At 71.1% G+C, this 21,097-nt stretch carries 24 protein-coding genes; 13 read left to right on the forward strand and 11 right to left on the reverse strand.

From position 1 onward, the window contains the following. From ON26_RS12300 to ON26_RS12325, 6 genes are all read right to left on the reverse strand, one after another. On the reverse strand, positions 1–1,199 hold a 1,199-nt coding region (locus ON26_RS12300; RefSeq protein ID WP_040796229.1), incomplete at its 3' end, for a DEAD/DEAH box helicase. Between the two features lie 254 nt (positions 1,200–1,453). Continuing rightward, complete coding sequence (locus ON26_RS12305; RefSeq protein ID WP_040796230.1) at positions 1,454–2,398, reverse strand: M56 family metallopeptidase; 945 nt, start codon at positions 2,396–2,398, stop codon at positions 1,454–1,456. 97 nt (positions 2,399–2,495) lie between these two features. Beyond that, positions 2,496–2,888, reverse strand: coding sequence for a BlaI/MecI/CopY family transcriptional regulator (locus ON26_RS12310; RefSeq protein ID WP_040796231.1), 393 nt, complete (start codon positions 2,886–2,888; stop codon positions 2,496–2,498). A 52-nt stretch (positions 2,889–2,940) separates the two neighbouring features. Next, positions 2,941–3,867 carry an ABC transporter ATP-binding protein gene (locus ON26_RS12315; RefSeq protein ID WP_245545826.1) on the reverse strand — a complete coding sequence of 309 codons (927 nt, stop codon included), beginning with the start codon at positions 3,865–3,867 and terminating at the stop codon, positions 2,941–2,943. After that, a complete protein-coding gene (locus ON26_RS12320) occupies positions 3,864–4,991 on the reverse strand; it encodes a FecCD family ABC transporter permease (RefSeq protein WP_245545827.1) in 1,128 nt (375 codons plus the stop codon). Before ON26_RS12320 ends, ON26_RS12315 begins: the two co-directional genes overlap by 4 nt. Beyond that, on the reverse strand, positions 4,988–6,034 hold the full coding sequence (locus ON26_RS12325; RefSeq protein WP_040796232.1) for a FecCD family ABC transporter permease: 1,047 nt from the start codon (positions 6,032–6,034) through the stop codon (positions 4,988–4,990). Before ON26_RS12325 ends, ON26_RS12320 begins: the two co-directional genes overlap by 4 nt. Positions 6,035–6,159: 125 nt before the next feature. On the opposite strand from ON26_RS12325, the gene ON26_RS12330 reads away from it, so the two are divergent. The 5 genes from ON26_RS12330 to ON26_RS12350 all read left to right on the forward strand — a co-directional run bounded on the left by ON26_RS12330 (position 6,160) and on the right by ON26_RS12350 (position 9,994). After that, the gene (locus ON26_RS12330; RefSeq protein ID WP_040796233.1) at positions 6,160–6,870 is read left to right on the forward strand and encodes a hypothetical protein; all 711 of its coding nucleotides are present in this window, start codon (positions 6,160–6,162) and stop codon (positions 6,868–6,870) included. A gap of 234 nt (positions 6,871–7,104) precedes the next feature. After that, positions 7,105–7,539: a PaaI family thioesterase gene (locus tag ON26_RS12335; protein ID WP_051026989.1), complete on the forward strand. Its 435-nt coding sequence runs from the start codon at positions 7,105–7,107 to the stop codon at positions 7,537–7,539. Between the two features lie 82 nt (positions 7,540–7,621). Next, complete coding sequence (locus ON26_RS12340; protein WP_040796234.1) at positions 7,622–7,924, forward strand: urease subunit gamma; 303 nt, start codon at positions 7,622–7,624, stop codon at positions 7,922–7,924. 13 nt (positions 7,925–7,937) lie between these two features. Further along, on the forward strand, positions 7,938–8,276 hold the full coding sequence (locus tag ON26_RS12345; protein WP_040796235.1) for an urease subunit beta: 339 nt from the start codon (positions 7,938–7,940) through the stop codon (positions 8,274–8,276). Further along, positions 8,273–9,994 (forward strand): urease subunit alpha, encoded by a 1,722-nt coding sequence (locus tag ON26_RS12350; RefSeq protein ID WP_040796236.1) that lies wholly within the window; start codon positions 8,273–8,275, stop codon positions 9,992–9,994. Before ON26_RS12345 ends, ON26_RS12350 begins: the two co-directional genes overlap by 4 nt. Before the next feature lie 48 nt (positions 9,995–10,042). Here ON26_RS12350 and ON26_RS12355 read toward each other — a convergent pair whose 3' ends face one another. The 3 genes from ON26_RS12355 to ON26_RS12365 are packed head-to-tail and all read right to left on the reverse strand — an operon-like array spanning position 10,043 to position 12,321. Next, positions 10,043–11,056 carry an aldo/keto reductase gene (locus ON26_RS12355; protein WP_040796237.1) on the reverse strand — a complete coding sequence of 338 codons (1,014 nt, stop codon included), beginning with the start codon at positions 11,054–11,056 and terminating at the stop codon, positions 10,043–10,045. A gap of 28 nt (positions 11,057–11,084) precedes the next feature. Further along, on the reverse strand, positions 11,085–11,486 hold the full coding sequence (locus tag ON26_RS12360; RefSeq protein WP_040796238.1) for a MerR family transcriptional regulator: 402 nt from the start codon (positions 11,484–11,486) through the stop codon (positions 11,085–11,087). Positions 11,487–11,538: 52 nt separating this feature from the next. Next, on the reverse strand, positions 11,539–12,321 hold the full coding sequence (locus ON26_RS12365; RefSeq protein ID WP_040796239.1) for a VOC family protein: 783 nt from the start codon (positions 12,319–12,321) through the stop codon (positions 11,539–11,541). Positions 12,322–12,511: 190 nt separating this feature from the next. On the opposite strand from ON26_RS12365, the gene ON26_RS31615 reads away from it, so the two are divergent. The 4 genes from ON26_RS31615 to ON26_RS12385 all read left to right on the forward strand — a co-directional run bounded on the left by ON26_RS31615 (position 12,512) and on the right by ON26_RS12385 (position 15,273). Then, positions 12,512–13,081: a YbaB/EbfC family nucleoid-associated protein gene (locus ON26_RS31615; RefSeq protein WP_051026991.1), complete on the forward strand. Its 570-nt coding sequence runs from the start codon at positions 12,512–12,514 to the stop codon at positions 13,079–13,081. 194 nt (positions 13,082–13,275) lie between these two features. Next, positions 13,276–13,614, forward strand: coding sequence for a type VII secretion target (locus tag ON26_RS12375; RefSeq protein ID WP_040796240.1), 339 nt, complete (start codon positions 13,276–13,278; stop codon positions 13,612–13,614). Continuing rightward, on the forward strand, positions 13,611–14,549 hold the full coding sequence (locus ON26_RS31620; RefSeq protein WP_051026992.1) for a hypothetical protein: 939 nt from the start codon (positions 13,611–13,613) through the stop codon (positions 14,547–14,549). The genes ON26_RS12375 and ON26_RS31620 overlap by 4 nt, the downstream gene beginning before the upstream one ends. A 61-nt stretch (positions 14,550–14,610) precedes the next feature. Next, entirely contained in the window at positions 14,611–15,273 is a 663-nt protein-coding gene (locus tag ON26_RS12385; protein ID WP_040796241.1) for an O-methyltransferase, read from the forward strand. A 64-nt stretch (positions 15,274–15,337) separates the two neighbouring features. Here the strand turns inward: ON26_RS12385 and ON26_RS12390 are convergent, their stop codons facing one another. Then, a complete protein-coding gene (locus ON26_RS12390) occupies positions 15,338–16,042 on the reverse strand; it encodes a TetR/AcrR family transcriptional regulator (protein ID WP_040796242.1) in 705 nt (234 codons plus the stop codon). Between the two features lie 90 nt (positions 16,043–16,132). Here ON26_RS12390 and ON26_RS12395 point away from each other — a divergent pair, with 90 nt between their 5' ends. Next, positions 16,133–17,716 (forward strand): MFS transporter, encoded by a 1,584-nt coding sequence (locus ON26_RS12395; protein ID WP_083884032.1) that lies wholly within the window; start codon positions 16,133–16,135, stop codon positions 17,714–17,716. Positions 17,717–17,728: 12 nt separating this feature from the next. Here ON26_RS12395 and ON26_RS12400 read toward each other — a convergent pair whose 3' ends face one another. Further along, positions 17,729–18,508 carry a hypothetical protein gene (locus ON26_RS12400; protein WP_157171876.1) on the reverse strand — a complete coding sequence of 260 codons (780 nt, stop codon included), beginning with the start codon at positions 18,506–18,508 and terminating at the stop codon, positions 17,729–17,731. 154 nt (positions 18,509–18,662) lie between these two features. Between ON26_RS12400 and ON26_RS12405 the strand changes: the two genes are divergently transcribed. The 3 genes from ON26_RS12405 to ON26_RS12415 are packed head-to-tail and all read left to right on the forward strand — an operon-like array spanning position 18,663 to position 21,006. Next, positions 18,663–19,310 (forward strand): urease accessory UreF family protein, encoded by a 648-nt coding sequence (locus ON26_RS12405; protein WP_040796244.1) that lies wholly within the window; start codon positions 18,663–18,665, stop codon positions 19,308–19,310. A gap of 27 nt (positions 19,311–19,337) precedes the next feature. Further along, positions 19,338–20,057, forward strand: a complete 720-nt coding sequence (gene ureG, locus ON26_RS12410) for an urease accessory protein UreG (protein ID WP_040796245.1) — start codon at positions 19,338–19,340, stop codon at positions 20,055–20,057. Further along, a complete protein-coding gene (locus ON26_RS12415; protein ID WP_306307246.1) occupies positions 20,047–21,006 on the forward strand; it encodes an urease accessory protein UreD in 960 nt (319 codons plus the stop codon). Before ureG ends, ON26_RS12415 begins: the two co-directional genes overlap by 11 nt. Positions 21,007–21,097 lie beyond the last annotated feature (91 nt).

A 21,097-nucleotide genomic window follows, 5' to 3' on the forward strand; every position in this document is an offset into this window, starting at 1 on the left:
CCGGGCGGGGTGGGTGCGGGGATGGCGATGCCGGAAGGCTTGCGTGCTCCGGTGATCTCGGCAAGCGCGGGATGCCCGGGACGGACGTCCACGCCGACGACCTCGACACCGGCCTTGCGGGTCATCTTCATGACGTCGGCGCGCTCGTCCTCGGTCACCAGGGTGACCACCACGCCGTCCTCGCCCGCGCGCGCGGTGCGGCCGGCGCGGTGCAGGTAGGCCTTGGCCTCGGCGGGCGGGTCGACGTGCACGACCAGCGAGATCCCGTCGACGTGGATACCGCGGGCGGCGACGTCGGTGGTGACCAGTACCGGCACCGAGCCGTCGGCGAAGGCCGCCAGCGTGCGGGTGCGGTTGTTCTGCGCCTTGCCGCCGTGCAGGGCGCCCGAGGCGATGCCCGCACCGCGCAACTGCTTGGCGAGGCGATCCGCGCCGTGCTTGGTCCGCACGAACAGGATCGTCAGGCCTTCGCGGGCGGCGATCTCGGTGACCACATCGCGTTTGTCGGATTTGCGCACGAACAGCAGGTGATGGGACATGGTCGACACCGAGGCCGCGGGCGGCGCGGTGGAGTGCGTGACCGGGTTGTGCAGGTAGCGCTTGACCAGCTTGTCGACCTCGCCGTCGAGGGTGGCCGAGAACAGCAGGCGCTGCCCGTTCTTCGGGGTCTGGTCGAGCAGCCGGGTGACCTGCGGCAGGAAACCCATGTCGGCCATGTGGTCGGCCTCGTCGAGTGCGGTGATCAGCACGTCGTCGAGGGCGGCCGCACCCTGGGCGATCAGATCGGAGAGCCGGCCCGGGGTGGCGATCAGCAGATCGACACCGCGCGCCAGCCGGTCGGCCTGCCGCTTGATCGGCGCGCCGCCGACCACGGAGGCCACCCGCAGGCCGAGCGAGAGAGCGGGCTCGTCGAGCGCGCGCTCGATCTGCGCGGCCAGTTCCCTGGTCGGTACGAGCACGAGGCCGCGGGGGCGGCGCGGCGCGGCGGCGTTGCCCGCCAGTCGCACGAGCATGGGCAGGCCGAAGGCCAGGGTTTTGCCGGAGCCGGTAGGCCCGCGGCCGAGGACGTCCTTGCCCGCGAGCGCGTCGGGCACGGTCGCGGCCTGGATCGGGAACGGGGCGTCGATGCCGGCGCGGCGCAACGCTTGCACGAGCACGGCGGGCAGGCCCAGGGACGCGAAGGACGGGGTGGTCGTCACGGCGTCGGGCGTGGTGGTGACAGAGATGGGTGAAGCCTTTCTCGATGCGGTGCCCTCGGGCGCCGCTCGGGTCGGCCCGCGCCGGGGGGCGGGGCCGTGCGCGCGCCGGACCGTTGCGATCGTCGCTGCGGAGGGTGCGCCCGCGGGTAGCCGGTGGAATCAGGCCCCGCGGTGAGAAACCGTTCGTTGCTCGGGCGGTGGATCCGCTCGGCGAACAGTCGTCGTGTGTCGATCGGCTCTGCGATCGAACAGCGTCAGTGCGTGAACAATCTACTGAGTTCGACTAGCCAGGGTACCGCGACCGCGAGGGTCGGCACCACCAGGATGGCCATCGAACCGAGATACGCGACAGTGGCGATGCGCACATCGGTGCCGTTGATGCGATCACCGAGTCGTTGCACGCGGATCAGCGTGGTCGGCCCGCCCGCGGCCAGAGCGCCCTGGGGAGCGGTGGATTTCGCGCACGCGACCAGCGCGCGGGCCAAGGGGGTGGGGCCGGTGACCTTGACCGCCGAATCGTCGGCGAGCAGTTCGATGAGCAGCTTCACCGAGCCGAGCGCGGCCTTGCTGCGCACCACCCGGGGGAAGGCCTCGTGCACCGCGGTGAACGCCTCGAGCACGAGGTCGTGGCGGGCCCGCAGGTGCGAGCGCTCGTGACTGACGATCGCGGTGATCTCCGGATCGTCCATCTTGGTCAGGGTGCCCTCGCTGAGCACGACGCGCTGACGCAGGCCGGGCAGGCAGTAGGCGATGGGCTCGGTGGCCGCCAGGACGCGGATGTCGTCGGCGCGTCGGCGCGGCCCGCTCTGATCGAGCAGATCGACCAGCATCCGGTGCCGGGCGCGCCTGCGCCGGGTGTGCACCGCGACGCGGACGATGGAGAAGATCAGGCGCGCGCCGACCATGAGAGTCAGCGCGAAGACCGTGACATAGGCGAGCCACAACGGCAGTCCGAGCGCGTCGATCTCCCGCGTCGGGGAGGTCGTGGGCCGCCCGTCGGCACCGGGCACGAGAAGTTCGGCGGCGATGGCGAGGCCGGAACCGAAGGCGCTCAGCACGGCGGCCAGGGCGATGGCCTGCCAGAGCACCAGGGCGGCGCGAGGTGTTCGGTACGGCCATTTGGCGCGGCTGAGTAACGCGGGCGCGGGGCCCGCGAGAAGCAAGGCGAGTCCGGCGAAGACCGGCGCGGTTGCGTTCATCGACTCAGCTCACTGCGTTGTGGGGACCGGGAACACACCTCGTTGTGCGCTCCGGGGCGGTTGGCCGACCACATCCTAACCCGGTCGGCCGACCGGGTCAGTCGAGCGGCGGTGGGGTGCCGTCGGCGGCCTCGAGCCGGGCCAGCGCCTCACGCAGCGCGTCGGCCTCGTCGGGGCCGACCTGCTCGACGAAATGCACCAGCGCGGCCGCGCGGCTGCCCGCCTCGTCGGCCTGCTGGAGCGCGTCGAACATCAGACTCGCCACCAGTTCGTCGCGGGTGTGCACGGGCGCGTAGCGATGCGCGCGATCGTCGCGCCGCTGGACCACCAGATTCTTCTTCGCCAGTCGCTGCAGCACGGTCATCACCGTGGTGTACGCGAGTTCGCGGCGCGCGGCCAGTGCCTCGTGCACCTGCCTTACGGTTTGCGGTTGGTCGCTGGACCACAACTGGTCCATGACCGCCTTCTCGAGTTCACCAAGACCTGCCATCCCTCGAGTTTACGGACCCAACGACACGAATGCGTACTACACCCTGTCGTAACTATCCGGTAGCTGGTGTGGTATTCGTCATATCGCCCGGCGGGGTCGGTGCGTCCGACTCCCCGCCGAGGGCCTCGGCGCGCCCGCGGCCGATGCCGGGCAGCACGTGCCGCGCGCCGATCGGAATGATCATCGGACGGCCGGAGACCGGATCCTCGAGCACCGTCGCCGCCAGGCCGAAAACCTCCCGCAGCAGGTCGGCGTCGATGATCTCGGCCGGGGATCCCTGGGCGACGATGCGGCCCTCGCGCATGACCACCAGCCGATCGCTGTACCGGATGGCCAGATTCAGATCGTGCAGGACCATCACCACGGTGCGGCCCAGCTCGTCGTGCAGGCGGTCGACCAGGTCGAGCACCTCGAGCGAATGGGCCAGATCCAGGTAGGTGGTCGGCTCGTCGAGCAGCAGGATGTCGGTGCCCTGGGCCAGCGCCATCGAGATCCACGCACGTTGCCGCTGGCCGCCGGAGAGCTCGTCGAGCGGCCGGTCGGCCAGATCGGCGATGCCGGTCCGGCCGAGCGCGGCCATCACCTCGGTCTCGTCGTCGGCCGACCACTGCCGCAGCCAGGACTGGTGCGGATGCCTGCCGCGCGCGACCAGATCCGCCACCGTGAGTCCCTCGGGGGCCACCGGCGTCTGCGGCAGCATGCCCACGATCCGGGCGACGTCCTTGGTCTTCATCGACGAGATGGCCTTGCCGTCTAGCACGACCCGGCCCGCGCTCGGGCGCAGCAGCCTGCCCAGCGAGCGCAGCAGCGTGGACTTGCCGCAGCCGTTCGGCCCGATGACGGTGGTGACCACGCCCGGCTGGATGTCGAGGCTGAGCCCGTCGACGATGATCCGATCGCCGTAGCCGAGGCGGACGTCCTCGGCGCCGAGCTGATGCGCGGCGGCAGTGCTGGGCACAGTGACGGTGGTGTCGGTCATGACAGGGTCGCCTTCCGGTTCATGCGCACGAGCAGGTAGAGCAGGAACGGTCCGCCCGCGCCGGCGGTGACGATGCCTACCGGCAGATCGACCGGGAACAGCGTCCGCGAGGCCACATCGGCCCCGGCGACCAGAATGGCACCGATCAGCAGCGAACCGATCAGCGGTTCGCCCGGCGTGCGCAACAACCGCCGTGCGATCTGCGGCGCGGCCAGCGCCACGAAGCCGACCGGACCGACGGCCGCGGTCGCCACCGAAGCCGCGACCACCGCCGCGCCGATGAGGATCGCCTGCTGGGTCTGGATACGCACGCCGAGCACCCGGGTGGTGTCCTCACCCAGGCGCATCGCGGCCAGGGTGCGCGCCGACCCGAGCGCGACCACGGCGACGACCCCGAGCGCCAGCGCGGCCGGAATCAGCGCCGTCGAATCGGCGAAGTCGAGCGAGCCGGCCAGCCACCGCTGCGCGCGGGCCGCGTCCTCGGTGCTCGCCTGCGCGACCAGCCAGCTGACGCACGCCGCCAGCAGGGCGTTCATGCCGATGCCGATCAGCACGAACCGCAAGCCGGTGGCGCCGTGCCCGCCGCCCGCGGTGTGTCCCCAGGCCAGCAGATAGATCAGCACGGCGGTGAGCAGGCCGCAGGCGAGCGCGGCCAGCGGCGCGCCGACGGTGGCGGCCAGGCCCGTCGACCCGACGCCCGCGAAGACCAGGACCGCGACCGCGCCGAGGCTCGCGCCGGTGGTCACCCCGAGGATGTCGGGACCGGCCAGCGGGTTGTGCAGGATCGACTGGGTGATCGCGCCCGCCATCCCCAACGCCGCACCCACCACGACGGCGGTGAGCGCGCGGGGCAGTCGCGAGTCCAGCACGATGTAGCGCTGTGAGCGGGTGCCGCCGCCGCCGAGGACGTCGAGCACGCGCCCCAGCGGGATGTTGGTGTCGCCGAACGCGATGTCCAGGCAGAACAGCAGGAAGGCCAGCGCGGCCAGCAGCGCGACGATCACGGCCATGCGGGGGCGCAGCACCAGCGACACCGGGCCGATCCGGAGTGCGGGGCGCACGTCGCGCAGGGACTGCCGCTCGGTCTCGTCGGGCACGAGCGGACGCGCGGGGGAGTCGCTCACAAGCTCACCATCTTCCGGCGACGCACGAGCGCGATGAAGTACGGCGCCCCGAGGATCGCCAGCATCACCCCGACCTGGATCTCGCCGGCCCGGGTGACCACCCGGCCGAGCGTATCGGCGAACAGGAGCAGCACGGCGCCGATCAGCGCCGAGTAGGGGATGAGCCACCGGTGGTCGGGCCCGGTGAACCGTCGCGCGATGTGCGGGACGACCAGACCGAGGAATGCGATCGGCCCGACCGCCGCCGTGGCCGCGCCGCACAGCAGAACCACCGCGGCGAGCCCGAAAGCCCGGCTGCGTTCGACATTCATCCCGAGCCCGCGCGCCACGTCGTCGCCCAGCCCGAGCAGGTTGAGTCCGGGCGCGGCGGCCAGCGCCATCACCGCGCCGACCGCGATGAATGGCAGCACCTGCCAGAACACCGCCGCGTCGCGCCCGGCCACAGTGCCTACCACCCAGAACCGATAGGTGTCGAGCACGGTCGCGTCGAACAGCACCACCGCCTGGGTCATCGCCTGCAGGAAGGCCGTCACCGCCGCGCCTGCCAGCACCAGGCTCAGCGGTCCGGCCTTGCCGCCGCCGATCGAGGACGCGCTGAATACGACGACACCGGCGATCAGCGCCCCGGCCATCGCGAACCAGACGTACTGCTCGGGATCGGTGAAGCCGAACAGGTAGACGCTGAGGGCGCCGAGGAACGCCGCGCCCGCGTTGAGCCCGAGCAGGCCGGAGTCGGCCAGCGGATTGCGGGTGTAGCCCTGGATCAGCGCGCCGGTCGCGCCGAGCGCGAGCCCGGCGATCAGGGCCAGCGCCGTCCGTGGCACGCGATAGCCGCGCACGATTTCCTCGATCGTGGACTCGGCGGGACAGGCGAACGGCCCGCCGCCGCAGCCGAGGGCGTGGACCAGGGCGTCATAGGTCGCGGCCGGGGCGATGGCGCGGGAACCGACGGCCACCCCGGCGAGCACGCCCAGCGTCATCAGCGCGAACAGGATCAGCAGTCCGGTACGGCGGCGGCGCCGCACAGTGGCCAGTGTTGTCACGGCGACGACGTGCTCCTGTTTCGTTCGTTGCGCACCAAAACCTGGTGCCTCGTATTCAGGTCTGGTAAGCCTAACCTATCTTCCTGCTCCGACTCCTCATTCCGGAGCCGACCCGAGGAGCTTCCATGACCGAGACCGTGACCAGTTTCTCCGATCGCTACGCCGATTCGGTCTTCGAGCGCACGAGTTCCCGGCTGCGCGCGCTGCAGCCGGATCATCCGCGCGTCTACGCCGTGGCCGCGGTCTCGGAGCACGGCCGTCGGCGCTGGTGGAAGCTGTCGGAAGGGCTGCGCGAGGGGCGCATCGAGTTGATGTACCGCAGGCACGCCGCCGAGATGAGCAGCGCGGGCATCGCCGCCGAGGTGGTCGCGACCGCGCTCATCCACGCCGTCGTCGGCCGGGTGGCCGCGCTGTGGGTGATGGACGGGCGGGCCTGGGATCCCGGCCTGGAGAACCTCTGGGTGCACAACGACAACGACGGTGGCCTGGACTGGGCCGGATTGGAGGACACCACATTGCGGGTCCTCGACGGGGATCCGATGTGCGGCAGGTCCGGGGTCGTCGCCCTGCCGTGCGAGCCTGCCATGGCCGTCTGGCTGGCGCATCGCTGCGCGGCCTCGCTGACGTTGGTCTACGACGGGCTCGCCCGCTGCTCGGATCTGAGCGCGCGCCGGTTCTGGTCGCTGGTCGGCGAATCCGTCGTCGGCGCGGCGACCTACGTACCCGATCTCGCGCGCACCGACGCGATGCTCGGCGCCCGGCGGGGACAGGCGCTGCTCGCGGCGCTCGGGGAGCGGGGGCTTCCGGTTCGTCGCGGCGCGTTCGTACAAGGGTGAGAACCGCCGGGAATCGGGAATCCGCGGACACCCGCGCACCCTTGCCAGTTAGGTAAGGCTGCCCTATACTTCGAGGCGGCGTAAAGATCGCGTGAGAGTCCTGAGGGCTGCAGTGACCCCCGATCCGTGCCGCGGCGGGCCCCATGATCTGGGGCCCGCCGCTCTTTGGGCCGCCGGCCGGAGTCCGGGATCCCCCTCCGATCCGTTGCTTCGTGTGGTGTAAAGCTGAACCACATGACAGAGCAGAGTTTCGCCACCCTGACGCCGGCGGCGCTGAACAAGGTCGACGCCGAGCTGGGCACCTTCACCGAATTCCTCGGCCTGCGCTACACCGAGGTCGGCCCGGACCGCGTGGCGGGCGAGTGGACCGTCAAGTCGCATCTGTACCAGCCCGCGGGCATCGTCAACGGCGGTGTCTACTGCACCGTCGTGGAAACCCTTGCCAGCATCGCCGGTTCGGTCTGGTACGGCGACCGGGGCACCGTGGTCGGCGTCAACAACAACACCGACTTCCTGCGCGCGGTGCGCGAAGGCGTGCTACGCGGTGCGGCGACTCCGCTGCATCGCGGGCGCACCCAGCAGTTGTGGCAGGTGGTCATCACCGACGAGCAGGATCGGGTCGTCGCGCGCGGGCAGGTCCGGCTCGCGAACCTGCCCAAGCGAGATTGATCGTCGCCGCGCTCGGTCGGCGGTAACGGCGCGGGCGTGCCAGAATGACCGTCATTCTTCGACCGACCGGTGAGGAGCCCGGATGCGATTGTCGCCGCACGAGCAGGAACGACTGCTGCTGAGCTATGCGGCCGAGCTGGCTCGGCGCAGGAAGGCCCGCGGCTTGGCGCTGAATCATCCCGAGGCGGTCGCGATCATCACCGACCACGTGCTGGAGGGCGCGCGCGACGGTCGCACCGTCGCCGAGCTGATGGCCTCCGGCCGCACGGTGCTCACCCGCGCGGACGTGATGGACGGTGTGCCGGAGATGATCCACGACGTGCAGGTGGAGGCGACCTTCCCGGACGGCACCAAGCTCGTCACCGTCCATCAGCCGATCGCGTGAGGGGAACAGCAGCGTGATCCCGGGTGAATACCTCTGTGCCGAAGGCGTGATCGAGCTCAATACCGGCCGCGAACGCCTGGAAATGGACGTCGTCAATACCGGCGACCGCCCGGTCCAGGTCGGCAGCCACGTCCACTTCCCGCAGGCCAATGCCGCGCTCGAATTCGATCGCGCCGCCGCCCGCGGTCACCGCCTCGACATCCCGGCCGGCACCGCCGTCCGCTTCGAACCCGGCCTGGGACAACGGGTTTCCCTGGTCCCGCTGGCGGGCACGCGCGAGGTGTACGGCATCGGCCCGAATCCGCCTGGCCGCCTGGACGATTCGAACGACCCCGAGGGGAAGCAGCAGTGAGCGAACTGAGCCGGTCCCGCTACGCGGAGCTGTTCGGGCCGACCACCGGCGACCGGGTCCGCCTGGCCGATACCGACCTGCTGATCGAGATCACCGAGGACCGCAGCGGCGGGCCGGGCCTGGCCGGGGACGAAGCCGTCTTCGGCGGCGGCAAGGTGCTGCGCGAATCGATGGGGCAGTCCCGCGCCACCCGCGCCGACGGCGCTCCCGACACCGTCATCACCGGTGCGATCATCATCGACCACTGGGGAATCATCAAGGCCGATATCGGCATCCGTGACGGCCGCATCAGCGCGATCGGCAAGGCGGGCAACCCCGACATCATGTCCGGCGTGCACCCGGATCTGGTGGTCGGACCGTCCACCGAGATCATCGCGGGCAACGGACGCATCGTCACCGCGGGCGCGATCGACTGCCACGTGCACTTCATCTGCCCGCAGCTGATGGACGAGGCGCTCGGCGGCGGCATCACCACCCTGATCGGCGGCGGCACCGGCCCCGCCGAAGGCAGCAAGGCCACCACCGTCACCCCCGGCGCCTGGCATCTGGCGCGGATGCTCGAGGCCACCGACCATTGGCCGCTGAACATCGCTCTGCTCGGCAAGGGCAATACCGTCAGCGAAGCCGCCATGTGGGAGCAGTTGCGCGCGGGCGCTTCCGGTTTCAAGCTGCACGAGGACTGGGGCTCGACCCCCGCCGCCATCGATGCCTGCCTGCGGGTGGCCGACGCCTCCGGCGTGCAGGTCGCCCTGCATTCGGACACCCTCAACGAGATCGGCTTCGTCGAGGACACCCTCGCCGCCATCGCCGGGCGCGGTATCCACGCCTATCACACCGAAGGCGCGGGCGGCGGCCACGCGCCCGACATCATCACCGTCGCCGCGCACCCGAACGTGCTGCCCAGCTCCACCAACCCCACCCGCCCGCACACCGTCAACACCCTCGACGAGCACCTGGACATGCTCATGGTGTGCCACCATCTCAGCTCCGCCATCCCCGAGGACCTGGCCTTCGCCGAGAGCCGCATCCGGCCCTCCACCATCGCCGCCGAGGATCTGCTGCACGACCTGGGCGCGATCTCCATGATCGGCAGCGACTCCCAGGCAATGGGCCGCATCGGCGAAGTGGTGATGCGCACCTGGCAGACCGCGCACGTCATGAAACGCCGCCGCGGTGCCCTGCCCGGCGACGGCGCCGCCGACAACAACCGCGTCCGCCGCTATGTCGCCAAATACACGATCTGCCCGGCGATCGCGCACGGCCTCGACGACGAGATCGGCTCGGTCGAACCCGGCAAGCTCGCCGACCTGGTGCTCTGGGATCCCGCCTTCTTCGGTGTCCGCCCGCACGCCGTCCTCAAGGGCGGCGCCATCGCCTGGGCCGCGATGGGCGATGCCAACGCCTCCATCCCCACCCCGCAGCCGGTCCTGCCCCGCCCCATGTTCGGCGCCGCCGCCCCCGTCGCCGCCGCGACCTCCCTGCACTTCGTCTCCGCCCACGCCATCGACGACGGCCTGGCCGACCGCATCGCCGTCCGCCGCCGCCTGGCCCCGGTCAAGGACGTCCGCAAGGTCGGCAAGGCGGACATGCCCGGCAACGACGCGATGCCCCGCATCGAGGTCGACCCCGACACCTTCACCGTCCGCGTCGACGGCGAGGTGTGGGCCGAGGAACCCGCCACCGAACTCCCGATGGCCCAGCGCTACTTCCTCTTCTGATCCGGATCGCCGTCCGCCCGGGGCGGGCGATCCGGGGTCCGTGCGACGTCAGGCGTCGATGGAGGACAGGTCGCTGTGGCGCTCGCCTGCGACCGCGTCGCGCGGGACGGCCTCGTCGAGCCGGGCCAGGTCCTCGTCGTCGAGGGTGATCTTCGCCGCGGCGACGTTCTCTTCGAGGTACTTCACGCGCTTGGTGCCCGGGATCGGGACCACGTCGTCGCCTTGCGCCAGTACCCACGCGAGGGCCAGTTGTCCGGGCGTCACGCCCTTGTCCGTGGCGATCTCGGTGATCCGGGCGACGAGTGCGAGATTGGCTTCCAATGCCGCGCCCTGGAAGCGGGGGAAGCGGCCCTGGCGGCGGGAGTCGGCCTCGGCCAGGTCGCCCGCCGAGCTGATCGCGCCGGTCAGCATGCCGCGCCCGAGCGGGGAGTAGGGGACCAGGCCGATGCCGAGTTCGCGCAGCACCGACAGGATTTCGTCCTCGAGGTGGCGGGTGAACAGGGAATATTCGGACTGCAGTGCGGTGATCGGGTGGACGGCGTGCGCGCGCCGGATGGTGCCCGCCGCGGCCTCGGAGAGCCCGAGACGGCGCACCTTGCCTGCCTCCACCAATTCCTTCATGGCGCCGACGGTGTCCTCGATCGGAACCGTCTTGTCGACGCGATGCTGGTAGTAGAGGTCGATGTGGTCGACACCGAGGCGCTGCAGCGAGGCGTCGGCGGCTCTGCGGACGTAGTCGGGATGTCCGCTCACACCGAGGAATTCGCCGTTCTCGCCGCGGACATTGCCGAACTTGGTGGCCAGTTGCACCTCGTCGCGCCTGCCCGCGATCGCGCGGCCGACGAGCTTCTCGTTGGTGAACGGCCCGTACATGTCCGCGGTGTCGAGGAAGGTGACGCCCAGGTCGAGGGCGCGCCGGATTGTGGCGATGCCGGTCGCTTCGTCGGCGGTGCCGTAGAACTCCGACATGCCCATGCACCCGAGGCCGAGGGCGGAAACGGTCAGGGCGTGGTCTCCGGAACCGAGGGTGCGGGTGGTGAGGGAAGCAGGTGATTCGGTCATGAATTCATCCAATCCCTTCGAGCGCGCTCTAGGTCAAGCCTTGGCTTTCCAGGCGATCGACGTAGATGCCGATCTTGCGGTCGATCGCCCCGAGATGGTTCTGGACCTCGGCCAGCTGGTCGAGGACGAGCTGGCGGTGGTCGCGCAGCAGCGCCAGCCGCTCGGCCTCGTTGCCGTCGCCCGCGCGGACCAGTTCCGCGTAGCGCCTGATGTCGCGGATCGGCATACCGGTGGACCGCAGGCGGGTGACCAGGTCGATCCAGGTGAGATCGCCCTCGGTGTAGCGGCGGTGCCCGCTGGCCGAGCGGCCGACCCGCCGCAACATCAGCCCGTCGCGCTCGTAGTAGCGCAGGGTGTGCGCGGTGAGACCGGTCCGCTCGGCGGTCTCGGCGATGGAGTAGGTGCGGGCGCTGGTGTCGACGGCGGTCACCCCGCCAGTGTGCTCCTTCGAGTGCACTCGAAGTCAACCGGTTCGCCGATCGTCAGCCGAACGACATGGTCGAGAAGATCGCGCCCGCCGGGTCGGCCACGACGCCGACCCGTGAAGGCCCGGGCATGTCCTGCGCGGGCTCGACGATCGCGCCACCCAGTTCGATCGCGCGGGCGGCTGTCTTGTCGGAGTCGTCGACCCGGAAGGTGACCGACCAGAACGGCGCGGCGGACCCGTCCTCCCGGGCGGCGTGCGCGCCACCGAATTCCCGTCCGCCCGCGCCCGGCGCGAGAGCCTGGTAAGGGTTGACCGTGGCGGTCTCCCACGCCGCATTCGCGTGCCGCCAGCCGAGCACGGTGCGGTAATGGGTCATCGCCTCGGCGGGGGAGCCCGTCGCGGCGTACTCCACCCAGCACGGGTTGTTCGGTTCGGCCCAGTTCGCGGTGCCGGGGTGGGTGATCAGCTGGGCGAGCGCATAGGACGCCCCCGACGGGTCGGTCAGCACCGCGAAGCGCAACTGCCCGAAGACGTCCACGGGGGCGAGTTCCACTCGCGCGCCCGCCGCGCCTGCCGCCGCCACCGCGGCGTCGATGTCCTCGACGCGGAAGTACACCGTCCACACCGGCGGGGCGGTGCTGCCGTCGGGCGCCGTGGCGGGCGCGATGCCGGCGACGGGGATGCCGTCCTGGTGCAGGATCGTGTAGTGGCCCGCATCCGGGCCGAGATCCTGTGCCTGCCAGCCGAATACGCCGGCGTAGAAGGCCGCGGCGGCCGCGACGTCGGGTGCGGTCACGTCGAACCAACACGGTGCGCCCGGCGCGAAAGCAGATGTCATCGGTGTCTCCTGTGCGTTGGTGGCCGGTGAACCGGCCGAGGTCGATACGACTGTTACGACGGAGCGGGCATCCGGAATTCATCGCCGTGTGTGATTCGTGCCCGGTGCTCACGGATTGCCCGGCGATCGCCCGCGACCCGGGTATCGGTATGGTGCGGCCGGTACCGATGCCGCCACCGGGCGGCCACGCGTGGAAGGGGACGCAGTGCTCGGCAACGATCCGGATCAGGCAGCCGCGGACATGGCCCGGTGGGCCGAACGATTGGAGCGCACCGCGCAGCGTTATCAGGACCTGCACGGCCGGATGACGGCGATCTCGGTGACCGAGCGCAGCGCCGACGACCGGATCGCGGTCACCGTGGACGCCGACGGGGCCACCACCGGCATCGAACTGGCTCCCGCCACCCGCGGCATGGACCCGGCCGCCGTGGCCGCCGAGCTCATGGCCTGTACCCGCCGCGCCCAGGCCCGGCTGCGCCATCGGGTCACCGATCTGGTGCACGAGATGGTCGGCGAGGACGGTGCGGGCCGGGCCATCGTCGCCCAGTACGCCGAGCGGTTCCCCGATGTCGACCCGGCCGACGCTGTGCCTTCCGCCGAGCACGAGCCCGCGCTCGCATCGGAGCCGGAGTCCTGCCCGCCGCCCGGCGCGCCGGCCACCCCGCAGCCGCCGCGCGCTCCGGACCGCGAACGGACCGTCACGCCGGACGAACCGAACGCAGACGACCTGTACTACCGCCGCAGGTCCTGGCTGGACTGAACCGGCTTACCGACGAGGCGGCCCCGGTCACAGAAGTGGCCGGAGAGCAGCGGCGCGTGCGCTGTGCGATCGGCGAGCGATCGACGGGAACCGATCCGCCCCCGGTCGCGTCAGAGACAGGGAAAGACCCGTAATGGCGGGAAGGGCGGCGCTCACGGTGGGCGCTCGCACCCGAGGAGACCGAGGAGGGCAAGTTGGCGGCGACGACTATCCGGGTCGACCCGGAAGGCACCCGCGCGCACGCGGACGCGGTCGAGAAGCTGGCGACCGGGCTGGCCGAAGTGCTGGAGGCGGCGTCCTGGCTGGCCCACGCCGACGACGGGTACGGGCTGCTGGTGCGGCCCTACGCGTCCTCGATCCTCGGCCCGAAGCACGACACGATCGTCGACGGCCTGCGCACGTCCGAGCAGGCGTTGTCGGCGATGCCCGGCAAGCTGCGCCAGGCCGCGGACACGTTCGAGGACGTGGACGAGGCGCGCAAGGGCGAACTCGACGTCGAGCGCGAACGACTCGACGAGAGCGGTTGCCGATGAGCGAGCAGACCAGGGCGGGCGAGTTCCTGAACGAGGCGCCGATCAATCTCACGAATCTGCTGTTCGACGATGCCGAGCGTCCCGACAACGAGCTCCTCGACGCCGGCGCCGACTACCGCAACGAGTACTACCAGGAAGATCTGTTCCTGCACAGCAATATCGGCAAGCCGACGGGCGCGGACGGGGACACGCCCGCGAACGCCGGCATTCTGGCCGGCACCGTGCTCGGTGACGGGTTCGAGACATACCACCTGTTCAAGAGTGGCGAGCAGTTCGACGCCATCGTCAAGGGCTTCTCGATCATGAGCAGCGCCGTCGATCTGGGCAAGTCGATCGCGGGCGGCAATTATCTCGACCCGTTCGGCTGGCTGGGCGGGCAGGTCATGGGCTGGATGCTCGAGCACGTCGAGCCGCTGCGCAAGACTCTCGACGCGGTCGCGGGCAGCCCCGACATCGTCGGCGCTTACACGACGTCCTGGGAGAACATCGCAACGAAGCTCACCGAAGTGGCGACGGGCTGGGCGCAGGCCGTGGAGTCGGGAACCCAGGGCTGGACCGGTGAGACGGCCGAGGCCTACCGCGCCGCGGCCGCCGAGCAGATCGACCGGATCGGCGGCTGGTCGGCGAATGCTTCCGTGCTCGCCCTGCTCAACGAGCAGATGGGCAAACTGGTCGAGACCGTGCGCGGCCTGATCGCCGGCATCCTGACCTCGCTGGCCGAACTGCTCGTCGAAGTGACCATCATCCTGCTGGCGACCGTCGGCACCGGAGCGGTGGCGGCGACGGCGCGGGCCATGTTCGGCATCACCTCGGCGAGCCTGAAGGTCTCGACGTTGCTGGCCGATCTGGCCAAGGCCGTCTTCGATCTGAAGGCGCTGGCGATCGCGGCTGCCCAGGCCATCGCGACCATCGCGAAGATCGAGCGGATCGCCTGAGCCGCAACGAGTTCCGTGCGCGGCCCGGCGGTCGCACGCGCCGCGGTGGCAGACTGGCGGAATGACGACTTCCGACTGGTCCGATGTGGATGCCTACATCGTGGAGCACCTGGTAGCCGACGAATCCTCGGCGGCGACCCTGGACGCCAACGCGGCCGCGGGACTGCCCGCGATCGATGTGTCCGCGGCACAGGCGAAGTTCCTCTATCTGCTCGGTAAGTCGGTGCGAGCGCGCCGGGTGCTCGAGATCGGCACCCTCGGCGGGTTCAGCACGCTGTGGCTGGCGCGTGCGGTGGGGGAGCGGGGGCGCGTGGTCACTCTCGAGTACGAGCGGCGGCACGCCGAGGTCGCCCGGGCGAATCTGGACGTGGCGGGGGTCGGCGAACGTGTCGAGATCCGGGTCGGCGCCGCGCTGGACAGTCTTGCCGTGCTCGAGGCCGAACGGGGTGAGCCGTTCGACCTGGTCTTCATCGACGCCGACAAGGTCAACAACCCGGCGTATGTCGATCGGGCGGTGCGCCTGGGTCGTTCGGGCACGGTGATCGTGGTCGACAATGTGGTGCGCCACGGCGCGCTCGGCGATGCGAACACCATCGATCCGTCCGCGCGGGCCAGCCGTGAGCTGGTGGAACTGCTCGGCAAGGACGCCCGGCTGGAGGCGACCGTCCTGCAGACGGTCGGCGCCAAGGGCTGGGACGGCTTCGCCTTCGCTGTCGTCGTCTAGCGATTCGCCGGCCGCGGGCGCCGTCGGGTGTACCGGTGTCCGCGACGGTGGCGCCCGACATGGCTCACGGTTCGACCGGCGCGGGCGCCTGCCGAGTTCGCGCGGTCGATCCGAGCCGCGCCTGGAACCCGTCGCAGATCGTTTCCAGTCCGTCGTGCAACGACTCCTGGACGGTGAGCTGGTCGGCCCCGGCGCCGTGGAGTTCGGCGAGTGCGGCCGGTGTCTCCCACAGCGGCTGCCCGGCGAGCAGCGCGCGCAGGCCGTTGTTCTCGTCCGGGTCGGCTCGCTTGCGGCTCAGCAGCGCGGTGCTGACGTTCGGCAGACTGGCCCCGGAGATGTAGTTCCACACCGTGAAGGCCATCCTGGTCGCTTCGCGCACCGGCACCCCGAGCTCGCCGAAGCCCTCGACCAGCCAGCCCAGGCAGGCCAGGCTCTGTGGGCCGAAGCTGTAGCGGGGCGTGGCGAAGGTGAGCAGCACCCACGGATGGTCTTGATAGAGCCGCCAATCCACGTCGGCGGCGATGTGTACCCGGTCGCGCCAGTTCCAGCCCCGCCCCTCGGCGGGCGGGTAGGGGTAGTCGCGGGCGACCGCGTCGGTCATGGCCGCGATCAGCTCGTCCTTGCCCGGGACGTGGCGGTAGAGCGACATCGCGCCGACACCCATCCGCTCGGCGATCCGGCGCATGGACAGCGCGTCCAAGCCCTCGGCATCGGCGAGGGCGATCGCGGTGTCCACTATCGCCTCGCGGCTGAGCTTCGCCTCTGTCATCAATAACTCGCTTTCGGTCCGCGGGCGCTGCTGCGTACACTGTACCCGCACTCGGCGTACGGTGTACGCGTGACAGGGGAAGGATCGGACATGACACAGGCACCCCCGCAGCGACCCACGAGCAGTGCAGCGGCCGCGCGTGCTCCGCGTCGCGCCTGGATCGGGCTGGCGGTGCTGCTGTTGCCGGTGCTGCTGGTGTCGATGGACGTGTCGGTGCTGTTCCTCACGCTGCCGAGGCTCTCGGCCGATCTGCTCCCCTCGGCAACCGAGCAGCTCTGGATCCTCGATGTCTACGGTTTCCTGATCGCCGGTCTGCTCATCACGATGGGCAATCTGGGTGACCGCGTCGGACGGCGCACCATCCTGCTCGTCGGCGCCGCCGTATTCGGCGTCGGCTCGATACTGGCCGCCTTCGCCCCGACCGCCGCGGTGCTCATCGCGGCCAGGGCGCTCATGGGCATCGGCGGCGCGACCCTGCTGCCGTCGAGCCTGGCGCTGATCACCAGTCTGTTCGCCGACGCCAGGGAGCGGGCCACCGCGATCGGCGTCTGGACCGCGTTCTTCGCGGGCGGTTCGGCGGTGGGGCCGATCATCGGCGGTCTGCTGCTGCACCACTTCTGGTGGGGCTCGGTGTTCCTGATCAACGTGCCGGTGCTGCTGGTGCTGTTCGTGCTCGGGCCGATCCTGCTGCCCGAGCAGCGTTCCGGTCTCCTCGGCCCGCTCGATCTGCCCAGCGTCGGACTCTCCATCGCGGGCATCCTGCCGGTGATCTACGCGGTCAAGCACGCGGCCGCCGAAGGGGTGGATATCCGGGCCGTCGTCGTCGGCCTGGCCGGTGTGCTCGTCCTGACCCTGTTCGTCCGTCGCCAGAAGGTGCTCGCCGAGCCGCTGCTCGATCTGAGCTTGTTCACCCGCCCGCAGTTCCGGGTGGCGATCGGTTCCAGCCTGGCGGGCATGATGTCGCTGGCCGCACTCGGCTACCTGACCAGTGTCTACCTGCAGTCGGTCACCGGGCGCGATCCCCTGGCAGCGGCACTGCTCGGCATCCCGATGGCGGTGGCGGTGTTCGTCTGCTCGATGAGCGGCGCGCGGGTGAGCCGGTGGCTCGGCGTGCGCGCGACCTTCGTCCTCACCCTGCTGGCCGCCGCCGTGGGCAATCTGATGGTTCTCGGCGTCGGTGTGGACGGCGGCATCGCCTGGTACCTGGCCGGATCGACCATCGCGGGCGTCGGTTACGGCGTGGCCTTCACCCTCGTCTCGGAGGTCGCGGTCTCCTCGGTGCCGCCCGAGCGCGCCGGCTCGGCGGTGGGGATCTCGGAGACCAGTTTCGAACTGGGCAACGCCCTCGGGCTGGCCCTGCTGGGATCATTGGCGGCGCTGGTCTTCCGCTCCGGCGGTGACTACGCGGGCACGCTGGGCGAGACGCTCGGCCGGGCCGGTGTGGACTCACCGACGGCCGCCGCCGCACGGGAATCGTTCGTCGGCGGCATGCATGTCGCCCTGGCCGCTGGGGCGGCGATCCTGGTACTGATGGCCGTGCTCGCGTGGACCTCGGCCGGTCGTGGGAGCGGCGAGACCGGACGCGACGAGACCCGGCGCGACGACACCGGAACCGGCGAGCCGAGACACGAGGCGACCGGCCGCGCCGACGCCGAGGACGCCGCGACGCACTGACCGGGCCCGGGGTCACCGACCGAACACGACCCCGAGAATGTCGGCGGCGAACCGGTTCATCGGCGCCAGGACGGTCCGGTGCGTCCAGCTCGCCGGCGCGACGACGCACGTCCGCCACACCGTGGCCAGCGCGGCCAGCACCGGCCGCAGTACATGGCGGTAGAGGTAGGCGCACGGCACGACGACGAGCACGCGCACCACGGCCGTCGCACCGCGCCAGCCGAAGTACACGATCGCGGCGAGCGCGATCCACAGCGGGCGCAGCACCCACCGCCACAGCACCACGAGCGGGCCGACCACACACCAGGTCCAGATCCACCGAACGGCCACCCAGATCGCGTACAGCAGCGGGGCGAGCACCCACCTCCACAACCACTTCGCCGCCGGGACGACGAGGTGATCCACGAGTGCCCGCAACGCGGGCCGCAGGACCGACTGCCACAGCACCTCCTCGATCAGCCGCAGCAGCGGCCGGAGCAGCCAGGTCAGCAGTGCCGCCCCGAGCGGGGTGAGCACCATGCCCCACAGCACGTGTTGGATCGCCCAGCCCCACACCATGTCCTTCAGGAACACCCACAGCGGCCGCAGCACCCAGTCCCGGACGAACCGGCCCACCGGCTCGATCACGTGCTCGAGCACGAAGGCCAGGACGGTGAGCAACGCCCGCCCGCACCACTTCACGCCTTCCCAGACCAGCCGCACCGGCACCAGCAGCACGACCGCGATCGCGCGTGCCACCCATTCGCCGATTCCCACCCGTCGCGGCTGCCCGCCCGGTTTCGTCGAATCCATCGAATCCTCCTCCTGCACACCATCGTCGCACCCCCATGGGGCCCGATCCCGCGTGCTTCCCCGTGATCGGTCCGGGTAGAAACCCCTACCCGAGGCGCCCCGGCGCCGGGGACTCCCCCGGCGCGCGAGACACGCCCGACATAGGATCGTTCGAATGGACACGAGCGTGAACGCCAGGGCGATTTTGTACGCCCTCGCCGATTCGCGCCTGCCGATCGGTGGTCACGTGCATTCCGGCGGGGTGGAGGAGGCGGTCGCCTCGGGACTGGTCCGCGATCTCCCGACCGTCGAGGCGTACCTGCGTCGCCGGATCACCACGTCGGGATTGGTGGCGGCGTCGCTGGCCGCCGCGGTGTGCGCGGGGGATCTCACCGAAGCGCGCGCCGATGCCGAAGCCGATGCCCGCACCCTGGCCCCGGCCGCCCGCGCGGCCTCGCGGGCGCAGGGGCGCGGTGTGCTGCGGCTGGCCAAACAGATCTGGCCGCAGCGGGATTGGACGCGCCTGTCGCCGCGCCCGCACCTGTCCACCGCCTTCGGCGCGGTCGGCGCGGTCGCCGCCATCCCGCCGGCCGAGCTCGCGGGCATCGTCGTCTACACCACCCTGACCGGTGCCGCGACCGCCGCTCAGCGCCTGCTCGCCCTCGACCCGGCCGATATCGCGGCGTGCACGGTGCGCCTGGCCGAGCTGTGTGATCGCACAGCCGCCGAGGCCGCGACCGGCCCGGCCGCCCTGTCCGACCCGCTGCAGGATGTGCTGGCACAGCGTCATCCGCTGCGCGATATGCCCCTGTTCGCCAGCTGACATCCGACCGAGAAGAAGGAGCCCTTGATGCCGCCGCACCTGATCGACGGTGAACCCCACGATCATTCGCACGACCGCCCGAAGCGGCAGCGCACCCCGGGTGAACCGCTGCGCATCGGCATCGGCGGCCCGGTCGGCTCCGGCAAGACCGCGCTGGTGGCCGCGCTGTGCAGGCAGCTGCGCGAGGAACTGTCGCTGGCCGTGCTGACCAACGACATCTACACCACCGAGGACGCCGACTTCCTGCGCAGGCACGCGGTGCTCCCCGACGAGCGCATCACCGCCGTGCAGACCGGCGGCTGCCCGCACACCGCCATCCGCGACGACATCACCGCCAACCTCGACGCCATCGACGACCTCATCGCGGCCAACCCGCCGCTGGACCTGATCCTGGTCGAATCCGGCGGTGACAATCTCACCGCCACCTTCTCCTCCGGCCTGATCGATGTGCAGATCTTCGTCATCGACGTCGCGGGCGGCGACAAGGTGCCCCGCAAGGGCGGCCCCGGCGTGACCTTCTCGGACCTGCTGGTGATCAACAAGACCGATCTGGCCCCGCTCGTCGGCGCCGATCTCGGCGTGATGGAGCGCGACGCCGCGAAGGTGCGCGCAGGCCGCCCGACCGCGCTGATCTCCCTCACCGAGGATCCCGCCGCGACCGCCGTACTCGCCTGGGTGCGTGCGCAACTGGCGGAGGCGGCCGAGGCGGACCGCCGGGCGAGCGCCGAATCCTCCGTTGCGCACTGAGGTTCCGTCGCCCGCCGACCCCACCGGCGCGCTGCCCCGCGACTCGGCTGGCGGGCTGCCCAGCGACTCCAGCGGTGCGTCGCTCCGTGAGGTGAGCGGTGTGCTGCCCGGTGAGTCCCGCGGTGCGCAGCCCGGCGACTCGAGTGGTGTGTCGCTCGGTGACGCGGGTCGCGGGCTGCCCGCCGACTCGTTCGGCGAACTCGACGCCGCGCCGCGCACCGGTAGCGGCGGCAACCTGCCGACCGGAGCCGGCCACCCGCTTCCGGCCGCCCGTAACAGCGCGCTGCGCACCGAACTCCGCATCGTCGCCGAGGCGGGCCGGGTCGCCCACATCGACGCGCGCGGCGGTCTGACCGCGCGGCACACCGGCGCCGAGCGCGTACATCTCATCGGCGCCGCCGCCACCCCGCTCGGCGGCGATCACATCGCCGTCACGGTGATCGTGGGTCCGGGCGCGCGCCTGACCCTGCGCGGCGTGGCCGCCACCCTCGCCCTGCCCGGCCGCGGCACCGTCGAATCCTCCGCGCACTGGCATGTCGACATCGCCGAGGGGGGAGAGCTCGACATGGACACCCCGGCCATGATCGTCGCGGGCGGAGCCGGGCACTCGAACCTGACCAGTGTCCGCCTCGCTCCCGGCGCGCGGCTGCGGCTACGGGAGCAGGTGCAGATCGGCCGCACCGGCGAGCGCCACGGCCGGTGGCGCGGTGACCTGACAGCCGACCTCGGCGCGATGCCGCTGATCCGGCACCGCCTGGAACTCGGCGCGGGCGTGGCCACCGACGACATGCTCACCGCGCCACGCTCGCTGATCAGCGAACTGCGCTACCCCGACGACCGCCCCGCCGAGACCTTCGGTCTCACCGCCGCGCGCCTGCCGCTGGAAGCGGGCGGGAGTCTCTACACCGGCTTCGGCGATCGGCTCTCGGACACGCCGGCGCCCCGATAGGCCGACCCGCTCATTGCTCACGCCGCCCGAACCCGGCATGCTGCCCGACCCCGGCATGCTGCCCGACCCCGGTATGCTGCCCGAACCCCGG

It is taken from the genome of Nocardia higoensis NBRC 100133 (genome assembly GCF_000308595.1).
Lineage (GTDB): Bacteria > Actinomycetota > Actinomycetes > Mycobacteriales > Mycobacteriaceae > Nocardia > Nocardia higoensis.